The following is a 14579-nucleotide window of genomic DNA, read 5'->3' on the forward strand; positions in this document are numbered from 1 at the left end:
TATAGAAGCGGAAGACTTCTTTCGGACAGAGGTTAAAACTGAAAGGCGAACTGTTTAAACGGCCAGTAGCGAAAGTCCACCTTGCCGACAATTTGGTTGATTTTGACAAACCCAAAATGGCGGCTGTCCCAGCTGCTAAGCCGGTTATCGCCAAGAACGAAAATGCAGCCGGGAGGCACCCGTGTTTTCCCAGTCACCTCCTCAAGCGTAAAATCCCCGGTCAGCCTGCCATCAAGCAACTTTTGCTTATACGGGCGCAAATACGGTTCGTCAACTCTTTTTCCGTTGACATACAAGACGTCGTTTTTGTACTCGATCCGATCGCCAGGCAGACCGATGACTCGCTTAACGTAATCTTCCTTTTTGTTGGCGTGAAAAACGACAATGTCAAACCGGCGAATAGGCCCTATGTCGTAGGAAAGTTTATTGACGATCAACAAATTGCCGCTCTCTAGCGTCGGCATCATCGATTTTCCTTCCACCACGTAATTGCTGAACACGAACAACCGGAGCGCGGCGACAATGCAAGCAGCAACAAACCAAAGCCATCGGCGGCCTCGTTTTTCTTTTTCCTTTTGCTTTGTCACTCCCCGCCCTCCTCGCCGCCTTGTTTTTCCGTCAATGAAAATCGCGCTTCCACCCGTTTTCCGGCATACCAAAGCAACAGAACGACTACGGCGATCATCGCCGTGCGCAACGGCTGACGGATGAGCGCCTCTAAGTCATAGCCGATAAAACTGATGGTAAACACCATGATCATCTTTCCTAGCAGCACCGCCAATACAAACTGCTGGCGGCTGATGCGCGACAGCCCAGCAACAATATTGACGAGCGCCGATGGGGTGAACGGAAAGCAATACAACAAAAACAGCGGACCAAATCCGTGTCGCTCAATCCAATGCATAAATTGCCGCACTTTCGGGTGGCGACGGACAAAGTGAAAAAAACGCTTCTGCCCCACTTTCCGCGTCAGCCAAAACACAATGAGCGAGCCAAGTGAAGCGCCTAGCCAAGAGATCAGAAACCCTTTCCATAGTCCGAACGCCGCTGCGTTCGCCATCACGAAGACGAACATGGGCAAAATGGGAAAAAACGACTCAAGCAGCGTCGCTGCGATGCCGGGAAGCACGCCGAAAGAGCGGTATTGTTCGAGCAGGGAAAGGATGCTGTCGAGCGTGAACCATTGTCTGATTGTTTCCATATCCATGTCTATTCCCCATTCAAATGCCGTTTATATCTTTATTTTACACGTCCAGGCGCCTAATTTGAACTCATCTTTAGGAAAATCCATTTTTATCAATTTGTTCAGCTAGCTCTGTTTTTCTTGCTGCATGCGAAATATGTATTGGAGTTTGCGCTCCCTCGCTTCCATCCGCTCGGATAATTTTGTCCGAAGTTGAGCCGTTCGGTATAGCTGGTTGATGAACGATTTGCAGGAAACATCGAGGGATATGCTTTTTCCGTTGCGGAAATAAACGATGGTCCGCTCATATTTGGCAGGCTCATACCGATAGACGTGCATGTGCGAGAGCCAAACGCAGCGGGAGTCACGCGGAGAGGCGGTTGGAAATACGTAAATTTCATTGGCTGGTTCAATGGCGATCGGCGCTTTATGAGTAATGCCAATGACAGCTTTTGTTCCTTCTTTTCTTCCTTGAAAGCTGCTTCCGTAATAATCACAACTATGTTTAATAATGTCAATCGGCGTTTGTTTGATGATATATTCGCCGTCCTCTTCAATGACTTTCGCATACACATCGCTGTTTAAAAAGTAGGGGAGAATCGCCATCGTATAACGGCTTACGATGAATTGCTCCAATACAATGAATTCATTGACTTTCATCCGTTCATCTCCTCTCTTAATCAACTCGCTCACTACTCCTATCATACCATCAGCAGTTATATTTTTCTATATTTTGCAAAAAATCTAATGAAAAAACCCATGACAATCGTCATGGGCGTTCTAGGAGTTTTCGAACGTTTGGCCGATTTCTTTGGATGCTAAATATTCATTCGCTTGTTCCAACGCGGTATGCTCGCCGACCGAGTCGCCAGCATACGTCTCTTCATTCATCGACCATTGCTCAAAATGAAGATCCGTGCTGACACGAAACTCGGCGGGCATCAGCTCCGGCAGGTTGCTTTTGTTTTTTTCCATCCCATCGCCTCCCTACGCCTATAGGATGCTCCATCTTTTTCCTTTTATACACAAAAAAAGCCCGGTCAAGCCGGGCTTTCGTCTTCGTTTGCGATCGGTTTGCATTACGCTGTCGTAAACTGTTCCTCTTCGGTCGATCCTTTCAAAGCGACGGTTGACGATTGGCCGCCAGAGATCACTTGGGCGACTTCGTCGAAATAGCCCGTGCCGACTTCGCGCTGATGGCGCGTCGCCGTATAGCCATACTTCTCGGCGGCAAACTCCGCTTGCTGCAGCTCGGCGTACGCCGCCATGCCGCGCTCTTTGTAGCCGCGCGCCAGTTCGAACATGCTGTAGTTGAGCGCATGGAAACCGGCCAATGTCACGAATTGGAATTTGTATCCCATTTTGCCGAGCTCTTGCTGGAATTTGGCGATCGTTTCGTCGTCCAATTTTTTCTTCCAGTTGAACGACGGCGAGCAGTTGTACGCCAGCAGCTTGCCGGGGAATTTCTCATGGATGGCTTCGGCAAATCGGCGCGCCTCATCCAAATTCGGCTCGCTCGTCTCGCACCAAATGAGGTCGGCATATGGCGCATAGGCAAGCCCGCGGGCGATCGCTTGATCTAAACCAGCTCTTGTGCGATAAAACCCTTCTGGAGTCCGTTCCCCAGTGATAAACGCTTGATCGCGCGGATCGATGTCGCTTGTGATCAAATCAGCAGCGTTCGCGTCAGTTCGTGCGATGAGCACCGTCGGAACCCCCATGACATCGGCGGCCAACCGCGCCGCGATCAAGTTGCGAATCGCCGTTTGCGTCGGCAAAAGCACTTTGCCGCCTAAATGGCCGCATTTTTTCTCCGACGACAGCTGGTCTTCAAAATGGACGCCGGCTGCTCCGGCCTCAATCATCGCCTTCATGAGCTCAAAAACGTTCAGTTGGCCGCCGAATCCCGCCTCGGCATCGGCCACGATTGGTACAAAGTAGTCCACGTCCCCGCTTCCTTCTAAGTATTGAATTTGATCCGCGCGCTGCAACGCTTGATTGATTCGCTTGACGACATGCGGGACACTGTTGGACGGATACAGGCTTTGGTCCGGATACATCTGTCCGGCGAGGTTGGCGTCGGCCGCCACTTGCCAACCGCTTAGATAAATCGCCTTCAAGCCTGCTTTCACTTGTTGCACCGCCTGATTTCCAGTCAGCGCGCCAAGAGCCGCGACGTAATCTTCTGTATGAAGCAGCTTCCATAATTTTTCCGCCCCACGTCGAGCGAGCGTATACTCGATGTCAAGCGAGCCGCGCAGTTTAATGACATCCTCCGCGCTGTACGGACGGACGATTCCTTTCCAGCGCTCCTCGTTTTTCCAGGTTTCTTCTAATTGTCGGACACGTTCAGCAAATGACGCCATTTTTCCTTCCCCCATCTCTCTATTGTTATATTACATTATTTTATTTACGATTTTATTATATAACAGAGAAACAAAAGTGCAAGCATTTTTTTGAAACTTTTTTCAATTAGGAAAATGGTCTTATATTGTTCATCAATACCGCGATTTTTTCCTCATCTCGATTTCATGTCGATGAGGTATACGAGGCGATTATGGAGGAATTGTCATAACCAAGCAGCAGGTTTGCATACCTGTCGCAAAAGGAAAAGGGGGCTAACCCAAAACGCACTCGCGTTTTGGATCAGCCTCAGGTTCATGCAAAGAAAGAATACAGGCTGAGCGCCGCAACCGCCGCGAGCACGACGATCATGACGTTGGCCCCCAACCAGGCCGTGATGACGGCCGCCGCAAAGCCGACAACGCCGAACAACAAATCCTCTTGGATGAAAAATACATCCGGAATAATGAGCGCCCCAAGCACCGCATACGGCACGTTTTTCAGCACTCCTTGCCAAAACGGCGGCAGACCGACGCGGCCGAGCAACACAAACGGCAACAAGCGCGGCAAATACGTCACGATTCCCATGCCGATGATCATCCATACGATCGTGCTATTCACCGCCGTTTCCCCCTTCCTTCGTCAGCCATTGAACGATGACCGACGACAACAAGGTAGCCAACACGATCGACCAGCCTTTCGACAAGTGAAGAGCAAACGTGCCGATCGAATTGAATAAAGCCGACAGCCCCGCCAGCCAGACGATTTTCCGCTGTTTTTTCAACGCTGGAACAAGCAGGCCGATAAACATGGCATACAAGGCAATGGACATGCTTTCTTGCAAACTTTCCGGCAAACCGGACCCAGCGGCATAACCGATGCCCGAGTTGACGATCCAACTGCCATACGCCATGGCAATGAGCCCGAACATATACGAGGCGTCGATCGTTCCTTCTTTCATCGCCGCCACCGAAAACGTCTCATCGGTAATGCCAAAGGCGTACAACGCTTTTTTCCAAAGCGCGTCCGGCTCAGCCTTTTCATTAAGGGACGCCGACATTAAAAAATGACGAATGTTTAAGATGAATGTCGTCAGCACGATTTCAAACACCCCGGTGCCAGCGGCAAGCAGACTTAACGCGATATATTGCGAGGCGCCAGCGAAGACGACGATGCTCATGAGCACGGTCTCGGCGAACGTCAGTCCGGTTGTTTTGGCGAGCAGCCCAAACGCCAGCGCGATCGGCATATAGCCGATGGCGATCGCTACTCCTGCTTGCACCCCTTGGCGAAACGGCGCCATTTTGCCGGCTGCCCATGTCGTTTCCATCCATTCATCCCCTCCATTTGACTAGATTGATAACTTTATTGTCTAAAAATTCGTCTCATTTCGCAACCCGAACGTCCATCCATTGTTTCCGCTCACGCCAAACACGAGATCAACGCCGAAAGAGACGAATCTATGATATAATCAAACTGATTCATGATTGATGGCAACAGAAAAGATTCATGGGAAACGTGTTGCCCTCCACTCGGACATGAAAATCACGGCTTACCGATGCGGGATTTTTGCAAAAAAGGAGTGCACGTCCATGTCAGTGAAACGGTATGTATTGACCGATCGCGGCATTCTCCGTTATGAACAAGTAACGTACCCGATGGAAGAGCGCGGCTTGCAATTCGGCGATGGCGTCTACGAAGTCGTCCGTTTATATAACGGGATATACGTTTGGCTTCGCGAGCATCTTGATCGGCTGTACCGTTCAGCGGCCGCCATTCGCCTATCCGTTCCGTTTGGCTGCGAAGAGCTCATCGAACAGCTTGAGGAGCTTCGCCGCCTCAACGATGTGCAGGAAGATGCGATTTTGTATTTGCAGGTGACGCGCGGCAGTTTCCCACGCCATCATGCGTTCCCAGCCGAAAACCGGCCGAATTTGTACGCCTACATCCAGCCGATGGCGCGGAAAACCGAGGAAATGACACATGGGGTGCGCGCGATTTTGACGAAAGATGTCCGCTGGGAATACTGTTACATTAAAAGCTTGAACTTATTGCCCAACGTATTGGCCAAACAAGAAGCGGTTGAGCGCGGGGCATTTGAAGCGATTTTCCATCGCGACGGCATCGTGACCGAAGGCAGCTCATCAAACATTTTCCTTGTCAAAAATGAAACAGTGTACACCCATCCAGCCACTGAGCGAATTTTAAACGGCATTGTCCGCACGAAAGTGAAGCAGTTTTGCGCTGAGCTCGGCATCCCATTTGTCGAAGAGGCGTTTTCCACCACCGACCTTGCCAAGGCGGACGAACTGTTTTTAACGAGCACGACGTCAGCCATCACCCCGATCATCCAAGTCGACGAAACGGTAATCGGGAACGGAATTTCAGGAACGGTGACAAAGGCGTTGCAAGCCGCCTATCGGCAAGCAACGAAAACGACTTGATCAGTTTTTCCAACAAACAGAGGGAGTCCCAAAAGGATCGGGACACCCTCTTTCATCACTGTATATACGCATCGGCTTCTTGTTTCACACTGTATGTTGTGTCTGTCTTGAAGATAGACAACCGTTTGGGTCAGCCCCTCGCCTCGTTTACGAGCTGAGCACGGCGCGATCGCTCGCGAATTGGCTGCCGCGGATGCGTTGGAATGCCTCAAGCAACCGCTCGACCGTCAGCTCCTCTTTCTCCTTTCCTTCTGCAGCAAAAATGATTTGCCCGCCATCCATCATGATCAACCGATTGCCAAGGCGAATCGCCTGCTCCATGTTATGTGTGACCATGAGCGTCGTCAGGCGGTGCTCCTCCACAATTTGCTTCGTCAGCTCGGTCACAAGCTCCGCCCGCGCCGGATCAAGGGCGGCGGTATGTTCATCGAGCAACAGCACATCCGGTTTTGTAAACGTCGCCATCAACAAGGAAAGCGCCTGCCGCTCCCCGCCGGAAAGAAGGCCGACTTTGGCTGTGAGCCGGTCCTCCAATCCTAAATGGAGCGTGCTTAGCGTTTCCCGAAACCATTCGCGCTTTTGCTTTGTAACACCGAAGCGCAGTGTGCGCCGCTTCGTCCGATTGTAGGCGAGCGCCAAATTTTCCTCAATCGTCATATGCGGAGCCGTGCCGGCCATCGGGTCTTGAAAGACGCGGCCGATGTATCGGGCGCGCGCGTGTTCCTTGAGCGCCGTGACATTGCGGCCGTTGATCCACACTTCGCCGACATCTGGGGACAATCGTCCGGAAATGATGTTCATCAGCGTCGACTTTCCCGCGCCGTTGCTGCCGATGACGGTGACGAAATCGCCGGGAGCCAACGTCAGATCAATGCCGCGCAAGGCGATTTTCTCGTCAGCCGTTCCTTCGTTAAACACTTTTGTAATTCGTTTCAACTCCAGCAACGGTCTCCCCCCTCTCAAGCTCCTTGGTCCTCCGCTTTCTCCGCTGCCGTTCTTTTTGCGCCGCCAACAGATTGGGCACGATGAGCGCCATCATCACAATGAGCGCGGTAATCAATTTCACATCGCCCGTCTCCAAAAACTCGACGCGCAACGCAAGCGCCAAAATGAGGCGATAGACGATGGCGCCGCCGATGACCGCCCATGTTGCGCGTGTGACCGAACGGGCCCCAAACAGCGCCTCGCCGATGATGACGGAAGCGAGCCCAATGACGATCATCCCGATTCCCATCCCGACGTCGCTGAATCCGCCATACTGGGCGACGAGCGCTCCGGAAAGCGCCACGAGTGCGTTCGACAGTCCAAGGCCGAACACGATCAACCAATCGGTGTTGGCGGAAAAGCTCGCCACCATCGGCTTGTTGTCTCCGGTCGCCCGCAAAGCGATCCCCACCTCCGTTTTCAACAGCCAATCCACCAGCCATTTGACCGCCAGCGCCACGACCGTCATGGATACAAGCACCGCCCATGTCCGCGGCGCAAAGCCAGTGAAGGAAATGAGCTGATTGAGCGCCGCATCCAACCCAGCTTGCTTCCAGATGGCAGTGATTTTGGTGATGACCGTTTCCTGCTGCAAGAGCGGCACGTTTGATTTGCCCATAATGCGCAAATTGATCGAATACAAAGCGATCATCATTAAAATGCCGGATAACAGTGGATTGATTTTCCCTTTCGTATGCAAAAGCCCAGTCAACACCCCAGCGGCAAATCCGGCCAACAGCGCCGCGGCTGAGGCGGCAAACGGGTTGGCCCCATTGACAATGAGCACAGCGGCGACGGACGCGCCAGTGACAAAGCTGCCGTCAACAGTCAAATCGGGAAAATCTAAAATGCGAAACGATAAATAGACGCCGAGCGCCATGACCGCGTAAATCAATCCTGCTTCAACAGCGCTAAACATGGCTGTCCACACGAACTTCACCCACCTTTTGAAGACGAGAGGGGTGTCCCAAAGCAACGGAACACCCTTTTAGATCATCGTTATATGTGCGCAAGACATATTCGCAAAACAATACATCGCATCATCCTTGAGAAAAACGATCTTCTCGATCAACCCTGTTTATTCAATGTATTCCGCTAGGGAATCCCATTCGGGATTGAGCTCGATGCCCATTTCTTTGGCGGCCTTTTTGTTGATGACAAGCTTCAATTTTTGTGGATATTGCACTGGCAAATCGGCTGGCTTTTTGCCGTCTTGCAAAATTTGCGCCGCCATTTCCCCAGCTTCGTAGCCGATGTCATAGTAGTCAAACCCGTACGCCGCAAAACCGCCTCGCTTGACGGAATCGAGTTCGCCGACAAAAAGCGGAATGTCGTGCTCATTCGCCACTTGAATGACGGACTCAAGCGCCGAGACGACGGTGTTGTCGGTGATGATGTACAGGCAATCGACTTTGCCGACGAGCGATTCGGTCGCCTGTTTCACTTCTGCCGACGTCGACACGGACACCGGGACAATTTGCAAATCTGTTCCTTGCATCGCCTTTTTCACCTGCTCGATTTGAGCGACGGAGTTTTGTTCGCCGGCGTTGTAGACCATGCCGACGCGGTTGCCTTTGATATATTTGTCAATAAACTGCACCGTTTTCGGAATGGCCTCCGGATGCGTATCGGTCGTTCCCGTCACATTGCCGCCCGGCTTTTCCATCGATTGGACAAGCTGCGCGCCGACTGGGTCGGTCACCGACGTGAACACGATCGGAATGTCTTTTGTCGCATTGAGCGCCGCCTGCGCGCTTGGCGTTGAATTGGCAAAAATCAAGTCGACGCCATCTGAAACAAAATTGTTGGCGATCGTTTGGTTGTTGCTTTGGTCGCCTTGGGCGATTTGCACGTCATACTCAACGGACAGCCCTTTGTCTTTTAACGCTTGCTGGAATCCTTTGCGCGCCGCATCGAGCGATGGATGCTCAACAATTTGCGTCACGCCGATTTTGTACGTCTTTTCTTTCTCACTCTTCCCATTGCTTCCTTGGCTGCTTCCCGTCTCTTTCGCGCCGCTGCAACCGCTAAGCAGCAAAAAGCTGGCCGCACACACTGCGGCGAACCGCCGAATCGATTGACCCACGATCCCATCCCCCTATGTAGTGAAATTTAGTCCTTTTAAACTTTTATGCATTAAATTATATAAATTTCTCTTCTTATTTTCAATATACTATTCAAAAAAAGAAAAAAGTGCTGAAAATTCAGCACTATCAAGCATACGAAGAAGCGAACCGTTCTTTTAACGCTCTCCGCAAAATTTTTCCTGTGGCGTTTTTCGGCAGTTCGTCCAAAAAGTCAATCGCGCTCGGCACTTTATATTTCGCCAATCGCCCACGGCAGTAAGCGATCAGCTCTGCTTCCGTCAACTCTGGATTTTTCGAGACAACATACGCCCGCACCGCTTCGCCGTAGTCCGGGTCCGGCACGCCGATCACGGCGGCTTCCACGACATCTGGATGGCTGTACAGCACTTCTTCGACTTCGCGCGGATACACGTTGTAGCCGCCGACGATAATCATCTCTTTCTTTCGGTCGACGATATAGAAATAGCCGTCCTCGTCCATGCGCGCCAAATCACCGGTGTGCAGCCAGCCGTCGCGCAAGGCAGCCGCCGTTTCTTCCGGCATTTTGTAATACCCTTTCATAACGTTTGGCCCGCGGACAACGAGCTCTCCGACTTCGCCGACGGGCACTTCCTCGCCGTACTCGTTGACGACCTTATTTTCAACATTTTTAATGTTCGTTCCGATCGAACCAGGCTTGCGCGGCCGATCAAGAGGATTGAAACAGGTGACAGGGGACGCCTCCGAAAGCCCATATCCTTCTGAAATGATGACGTTGAACTTTTTCTCAAAGTTTTCAAGCAAAGCGACCGGCATTGAAGCGCCTCCTGAGATGCAAAGGCGAAGCGTCCGCAAATCGTCCGCGCTTCCACCTTCATACTGATAAAGGAAATTGTACATCGTCGGCACGCCGGCAAAAATCGTCGCCTTTTCCTCTCGGGCTAGCTGAAACAACTTTGCTGGGCTGAACTTTGGCATAATGAGCACCGTTCCGCCGTTCATTAGCGGGGCGTTGAGCGCCACAGTCAAGCAAAACACATGAAACATCGGCAACGCAGCGATGACGCGGTCATTTTCATTGATGCCTAAATAATCGGCCGTATCTTGGGCATTGCTGTATATGTTTTTATGAGTGAGCATCGCTCCTTTTGGCTTGCCGGTCGTCCCCGATGTGTACAAAATGACGGCAACATCATCATCATCCAGTTCAGGGCCGGTAAAATCCGGGCTGCCGTCCGCTAACACTTCTGCAAACGATTTCATTCCTTCCGACAGGGAAATGGCTTTTTCCTTCCCTTCCGGTGTTTCACAAACGATCACGTGCTCAAGCAGCGGAAGCCGCTTCTTCGTCTTCGCAAACAACGGGGCGAGCAGGTCGAGGCCGATCACCGCTTTGACATCGCCGTTATGCAAAATATAAAAAATTTCTTCAGGCGTGTAAATGGGATTGATGGGAATGACGGTCGCCCCAAGCCGCAGCGCCCCGTACAAACCGATGACGAACTGCGGCGAGTTGCCAAGCAGCAAGGCGACATGGTCGCCCCGGCGAATGCCAAGTTGCGCCAGCCCGTCGGCAAAACGGGAAGCCGCTTCGTTCAATTGTTCGTACGTGCACCGCTCCTTCATGAAGACATACGCTTCCTTCTCCGGCAACTGTGTGGCGATTTGCGCCAATCGCGTCGTGACGTTCATATGTGCTCCTCCCCCAAAATGAATGAATGACCATTCATTTTATAAGTAAAAAAATTCGAACTATATCCATTATAAAAAAAAGAACAGCAAAGGACAAGAGAAAGCGTTTCCTTTGCTGTTCCTTTCCTGAATGCTGCTCTATTGCGCCCACGTCAATCCGGTGCGGGCGAGGCGGATGACGCCGCGGAACGTCCGGCCAGCCTCCTCAACCAGCTGCTCGTGCCGGCCAACGTGCGGCAAATGCGTCAACCATAATTCTCCGACACGTGCTCCCACCGCAATGGCCGCCGCCTCCTCGCTCGTCATATGCCCGGCCGGCGCTGCGTTTTGTCCGGCGTAAAAGTTGCACTCGCAAATGAGCAAGTCGGCTCCTTTAGCAAACGGAAGAAACTCCGGTATATAGCTTGAATCGGCCGTATACACAACCGTCTTGCCGCCGGCAGTAATGCGCATGGCGTAGCATGGCACGGGATGGACCGTTTTCATAAAGGTGAGCGAAAACGGCCCGACAGCCAGCTCTTTGTCCGGATCATAGGCGATCCCCTCGGTGATGCCGCTATGCGTCAAGCGGGCAAACGCCGTCTCGTCTTCCGCATGGCCGTAAATCGGCAAAACCGGCAAGTCGGCTCCTAAATTTTTTTGAATGAGACGCGCGTATTGGAGCGGGCCGATATCAGCGATATGATCGTAATGGTAATGGGAAATGATGACGGCATCCAAATTTTCAACAGCCGTGTAATTTTGCAGCTTGGCTAGTGCTCCGCTCCCACAGTCAACGAGCAGACGAAACCCGTCATGCTCTAACAAATAGGCAGAAGTCGCTTCATTCGCCGCAGGGAATCCTCCCCAATAGCCGATGACCGTCAATTTCATGTTCCGTTCTCTCCTTCCATTCGTTTTGTCTTCATCATACACGACCACACCCATTTTTTCATCTTTGTTGATTTTTGTTTTAAAACACATATTGACATTTTTCTTTGTGTTATAATACAATAAACTTACCAAGACAACGGAGGGGATTGGAATGTTGATCAAAGTGTTAGAATTTTTCAGAAACTTACCGCCTAAAAAATGCACGCACTGCGGCAAAGAGATCGATGAGCAACATGAATGCTACGGCAACACATGCTCTGACTGCCTTGGCACCGCTTACCGCCAATAGGTAAGCGGGGCATCTCTTGCGTCACGACGTCAGCTGCCCCGCTGGCGTGAAGGCTGTTCCCAATGCAACCTGCCTTTTTTCTTAGCTGTCTCCAACAAGGAGGCATTTTTTTTGCCCCGTCTTATGGCTGTCCTTTCTTTTTTAAACCTAATCCAAGCCAAACAGTCCAGATGCTTCTCCTCTCATCCGATGCAGTGAGAATTTCTTTTAAACGAAACGCTTCGCGTTGTTCCTTAATACGTCTTTCCAAATAAAAAGGTGTCCCATCGTTTTAGGAACACCTTCTTCAAACTTTATTGCGCTTGTGCGGTCTGTTCCATTTGGGCCGATGCTGTATAACGGCGGCGATACAACAGGCGGAAATACAAGAGAGTCGCAAAAGCAAAAGCTGCCGCTGTAACTATTAAGATCGCCGCTTCCTTCCACATGACCGAGAAATCTCCGCTTGAAATGACCGCTCGCAGCCCACGGATGGCATGTGTCATCGGCAACCACGGATGGATTGACTGCAATGCACTCGGAACGAGCTCGATCGGGTACGTGCCGGCGCTTCCAATTAGCTGGGCAATCAATAGCAAAATGGCAAGAAATCGCCCCGGGTTGTCAAACACGGTGACAAGGAATTGAACGATCATCATAAACGTCATGCTGATGATCCAAGTGAACAGCAGAAAACGTCCGACGCTTTCTACATGCAAATCAAGCCCATACAACAGCCATGCGTCGGCCAAGAGCGTTTGCGCCGCTGCAGCCAAAACGAGCACGCCCCATTTGCCGAAAAACCAGGCAGCGCCCGACGACGGACGTTCAGCCGGCTCGCGCAGCGGAAAGACGATCGTCAGCAGCAAGGCGCCGACAAATAATCCAAGGGATAAGAAATACGGAGCAAATCCGGTTCCATAATTGGGCACGTGATGAAGCGGCTCTTTTTCTTTTTTCACAGGGTCGGCAATCATCTGATAGACATGTTCATTTGCGTGAACATTTGCCGCGTCTTTGGCGCCTTGATCCAAACGATGTGAGAGCTCGCCTGACCCTTTCTCGAGTTTCGCCAACCCCGATGATAATGACTGGCTTCCGTCAAGGAGACGGCCCAATCCTTGGTGAAGGGATGACGCGCCTGTTGATAATTGTTCGGCGCCATCGGTCAGCTTGCTTGCCCCTCCCGCCAATTGATGAGTCCCAGAGACGAGCCGTTCAGAGCCTTTTGCCAGCTTATTCATCCCCTCTGACAATTGCCCACTTCCTTGAGCAAGAGTCTGAGCCCCTTGGTAAGCGCGATCAAGCTGGCTGGTTAATTGGCTTGTTCCATCCGCTAAACGTTGTTGAGCATGTATCAGTTGATCAGCTCCTGCCGCGAGCTGTTGTTGCCCATCGGTAAGCTTATCGAACGCCGTCTGAACAGCTTGTTGACCACTCGCGAGGACTGATGCCCCATTGGCGAGCTGAGACGCACCGTCTCGCAGCTGTCCGGCAGATTCGGATAACTTTCCGATGCCGGCCGCCACCGTTTGGCTTCCTTCCAAAATGGGTTGCAACTGTTCTTCTAATGACTTCAGCACCGCTTTTTGCATCGGATCATTTGATTTTTCTTCAAGAGCCTGCAAGGCAGCATCATATCTCTGCAGACCTTCGCTCACCTTCGTTGCCCCCGTTGCCGCTTCTCCTGCTTTTTGCTGCCAAACTTCCATTCCTTGAGACAATTGTTTGGCCCCGTCTCGAAGTTGGCTTGCTCCCTCCCTTAACTGTGGAAGGCGCGATTGCAATGTTTTCATGCCATTTAACGACTCATGAAGTCCTGCAGCGAGGCGTTCTGCGCCAGCCTGCGCCTGTTGTTGCCCGTCGGTCAAACGTCGGCCTCCGTCGGCAAGTTTTCCTAGGCCATCCCGCAATGTTGTTATGCCGTCTTGAACTCGCCCGGCTCCATCAGCAGCTGATTTTAAGCCATTTTCAAACACAATGGACTGCTCGGAGAGTTCTGTTACATATTTGGCTAGTTGGGCAGAACCGTCTTTTACCTGATTGGCTCCCGCCTCAAGGCGGGCGCTTCCTTGATTGGCCGCACTCACTCCATTTTTTAATTTTTTACTCCCTGTTTCCGCCGATGCAATTCCATCGTGCAGCCGTGTTGCTCCATCACTCGCTTCCTGCAATCCCTTCCCAGCCTCTTTCATTTTCGACAATAAGGCTTCCGCATACGCTTTTGTTACATGTTTGGCAATCTCTTCTTTAATAGCAGCAATAGCCGAATCGCCAATTTTTCCGACGAGATAGTTTGCCCCTTCGTTTGGAATATACATGAGGCGAAGCGGCTTCGGCGCTTCATGTTGCACCGTCGTCGCATTGGCGGAAAAATCGCTGGGAATGATGATGGCCATGTAATACTCTCCATTTTTCAAACCTTGAAGAGCTTGTTTTCGGCCGACGAAATGCCATGCAAATGAATGTTTTTCCTTCAGCCGCTTGACGACATCATCGCCAAGATGCATCGGTTCGCCGTCAAGCTTAGCTCCTTGGTCTTCATTGACGACAGCGACCGGCAGGCGGTCCAAATGACCGTACGGATCCCAAAACGCCCATAAAAATGACCCGCTGTACAGAAGAGGAATGAGCAGAACAGCAAGGATCGGGATCAACACTTTCGGCCGGAGCACGATGGCCCGCAACTCTTTTCGCAGCATATGGCGCTCCCTCCTTTGAACATA

15 protein-coding genes are annotated in these 14579 nt (G+C 51.5%); 2 read left to right on the forward strand and 13 right to left on the reverse strand.

Annotated elements, in window-relative coordinates; genetic code table 11:
* Nucleotides 1–32: 32 nt before the first annotated feature.
* The 7 genes from lepB to N685_RS0101955 form a co-directional block, all read right to left on the reverse strand.
* Nucleotides 33–587, reverse strand: coding sequence for a signal peptidase I (gene lepB / locus N685_RS0101925; protein ID WP_031405388.1), 555 nt, complete (start codon nt 585–587; stop codon nt 33–35).
* Nucleotides 584–1207 (reverse strand): TVP38/TMEM64 family protein, encoded by a 624-nt coding sequence (locus N685_RS0101930; protein ID WP_031405389.1) that lies wholly within the window; start codon nt 1205–1207, stop codon nt 584–586. Before N685_RS0101930 ends, lepB begins: the two co-directional genes overlap by 4 nt.
* Nucleotides 1208–1309: 102 nt before the next feature.
* A complete protein-coding gene (locus N685_RS0101935) occupies nt 1310–1843 on the reverse strand; it encodes a competence protein ComK (protein ID WP_031405391.1) in 534 nt (177 codons plus the stop codon).
* Nucleotides 1844–1963: 120 nt separating this feature from the next.
* Nucleotides 1964–2158, reverse strand: coding sequence for a hypothetical protein (locus N685_RS0101940; protein WP_031405394.1), 195 nt, complete (start codon nt 2156–2158; stop codon nt 1964–1966).
* Nucleotides 2159–2262: 104 nt separating this feature from the next.
* Complete coding sequence (aceA, locus tag N685_RS0101945; protein ID WP_031405396.1) at nt 2263–3549, reverse strand: isocitrate lyase; 1287 nt, start codon at nt 3547–3549, stop codon at nt 2263–2265.
* Nucleotides 3550–3841: 292 nt separating this feature from the next.
* Nucleotides 3842–4147: an AzlD domain-containing protein gene (locus tag N685_RS0101950; protein ID WP_031405398.1), complete on the reverse strand. Its 306-nt coding sequence runs from the start codon at nt 4145–4147 to the stop codon at nt 3842–3844.
* Nucleotides 4140–4856, reverse strand: a complete 717-nt coding sequence (locus N685_RS0101955; RefSeq protein ID WP_031405400.1) for an AzlC family ABC transporter permease — start codon at nt 4854–4856, stop codon at nt 4140–4142. Before N685_RS0101955 ends, N685_RS0101950 begins: the two co-directional genes overlap by 8 nt.
* A gap of 262 nt (nt 4857–5118) precedes the next feature.
* Between N685_RS0101955 and dat the strand changes: the two genes are divergently transcribed.
* A complete protein-coding gene (gene dat / locus N685_RS0101960; RefSeq protein ID WP_031405402.1) occupies nt 5119–5970 on the forward strand; it encodes a D-amino-acid transaminase in 852 nt (283 codons plus the stop codon).
* Between the two features lie 147 nt (nt 5971–6117).
* On the opposite strand, the gene N685_RS0101965 is transcribed toward dat, so the two are convergent.
* The 5 genes from N685_RS0101965 to N685_RS0101985 all read right to left on the reverse strand — a co-directional run bounded on the left by N685_RS0101965 (nt 6118) and on the right by N685_RS0101985 (nt 11585).
* On the reverse strand, nt 6118–6915 hold the full coding sequence (locus tag N685_RS0101965; RefSeq protein WP_031405404.1) for an ABC transporter ATP-binding protein: 798 nt from the start codon (nt 6913–6915) through the stop codon (nt 6118–6120).
* The gene (locus N685_RS0101970; protein WP_031405406.1) at nt 6881–7873 is read right to left on the reverse strand and encodes an ABC transporter permease; all 993 of its coding nucleotides are present in this window, start codon (nt 7871–7873) and stop codon (nt 6881–6883) included. The genes N685_RS0101965 and N685_RS0101970 overlap by 35 nt, the downstream gene beginning before the upstream one ends.
* Nucleotides 7874–8032: 159 nt before the next feature.
* On the reverse strand, nt 8033–9040 hold the full coding sequence (locus tag N685_RS0101975) for an ABC transporter substrate-binding protein (protein ID WP_031405409.1): 1008 nt from the start codon (nt 9038–9040) through the stop codon (nt 8033–8035).
* 127 nt (nt 9041–9167) lie between these two features.
* Nucleotides 9168–10712 carry a fatty acid--CoA ligase family protein gene (locus tag N685_RS0101980; protein ID WP_031405410.1) on the reverse strand — a complete coding sequence of 515 codons (1545 nt, stop codon included), beginning with the start codon at nt 10710–10712 and terminating at the stop codon, nt 9168–9170.
* A 138-nt stretch (nt 10713–10850) separates the two neighbouring features.
* Nucleotides 10851–11585 (reverse strand): MBL fold metallo-hydrolase, encoded by a 735-nt coding sequence (locus N685_RS0101985; RefSeq protein WP_031405412.1) that lies wholly within the window; start codon nt 11583–11585, stop codon nt 10851–10853.
* A gap of 151 nt (nt 11586–11736) precedes the next feature.
* Between N685_RS0101985 and yhfH the strand changes: the two genes are divergently transcribed.
* Nucleotides 11737–11874 (forward strand): protein YhfH, encoded by a 138-nt coding sequence (gene yhfH, locus N685_RS18740; RefSeq protein WP_071880150.1) that lies wholly within the window; start codon nt 11737–11739, stop codon nt 11872–11874.
* A gap of 293 nt (nt 11875–12167) precedes the next feature.
* Here the strand turns inward: yhfH and N685_RS0101995 are convergent, their stop codons facing one another.
* Complete coding sequence (locus tag N685_RS0101995) at nt 12168–14555, reverse strand: YhgE/Pip family protein (protein WP_031405414.1); 2388 nt, start codon at nt 14553–14555, stop codon at nt 12168–12170.
* Nucleotides 14556–14579 lie beyond the last annotated feature (24 nt).

The sequence above is a fragment of the Geobacillus vulcani PSS1 genome, from assembly GCF_000733845.1.
In the GTDB taxonomy this organism is placed as follows: domain Bacteria; phylum Bacillota; class Bacilli; order Bacillales; family Anoxybacillaceae; genus Geobacillus; species Geobacillus vulcani.

Bases quoted from the DNA above. Each gene is read 5' to 3' on its own strand.
- N685_RS0101930 (WP_031405389.1), bottom strand. From the start codon at position 1,207: ATGGATATGGAAACAATCAGACAATGGTTCACGCTCGACAGCATCCTT.
- N685_RS0101935 (WP_031405391.1), bottom strand. From the start codon at position 1,843: ATGAAAGTCAATGAATTCATTGTATTGGAGCAATTCATCGTAAGCCGT.
- N685_RS0101940 (WP_031405394.1), bottom strand. From the start codon at position 2,158: ATGGAAAAAAACAAAAGCAACCTGCCGGAGCTGATGCCCGCCGAGTTT.
- aceA (WP_031405396.1), bottom strand. From the start codon at position 3,549: ATGGCGTCATTTGCTGAACGTGTCCGACAATTAGAAGAAACCTGGAAA.
- N685_RS0101955 (WP_031405400.1), bottom strand. From the start codon at position 4,856: ATGGAAACGACATGGGCAGCCGGCAAAATGGCGCCGTTTCGCCAAGGG.
- dat (WP_031405402.1), top strand. From the start codon at position 5,119: ATGTCAGTGAAACGGTATGTATTGACCGATCGCGGCATTCTCCGTTAT.
- N685_RS0101970 (WP_031405406.1), bottom strand. From the start codon at position 7,873: ATGTTTAGCGCTGTTGAAGCAGGATTGATTTACGCGGTCATGGCGCTC.
- N685_RS0101980 (WP_031405410.1), bottom strand. From the start codon at position 10,712: ATGAACGTCACGACGCGATTGGCGCAAATCGCCACACAGTTGCCGGAG.
- N685_RS0101985 (WP_031405412.1), bottom strand. From the start codon at position 11,585: ATGAAATTGACGGTCATCGGCTATTGGGGAGGATTCCCTGCGGCGAAT.
- yhfH (WP_071880150.1), top strand. From the start codon at position 11,737: ATGTTGATCAAAGTGTTAGAATTTTTCAGAAACTTACCGCCTAAAAAA.
- N685_RS0101995 (WP_031405414.1), bottom strand. From the start codon at position 14,555: ATGCTGCGAAAAGAGTTGCGGGCCATCGTGCTCCGGCCGAAAGTGTTG.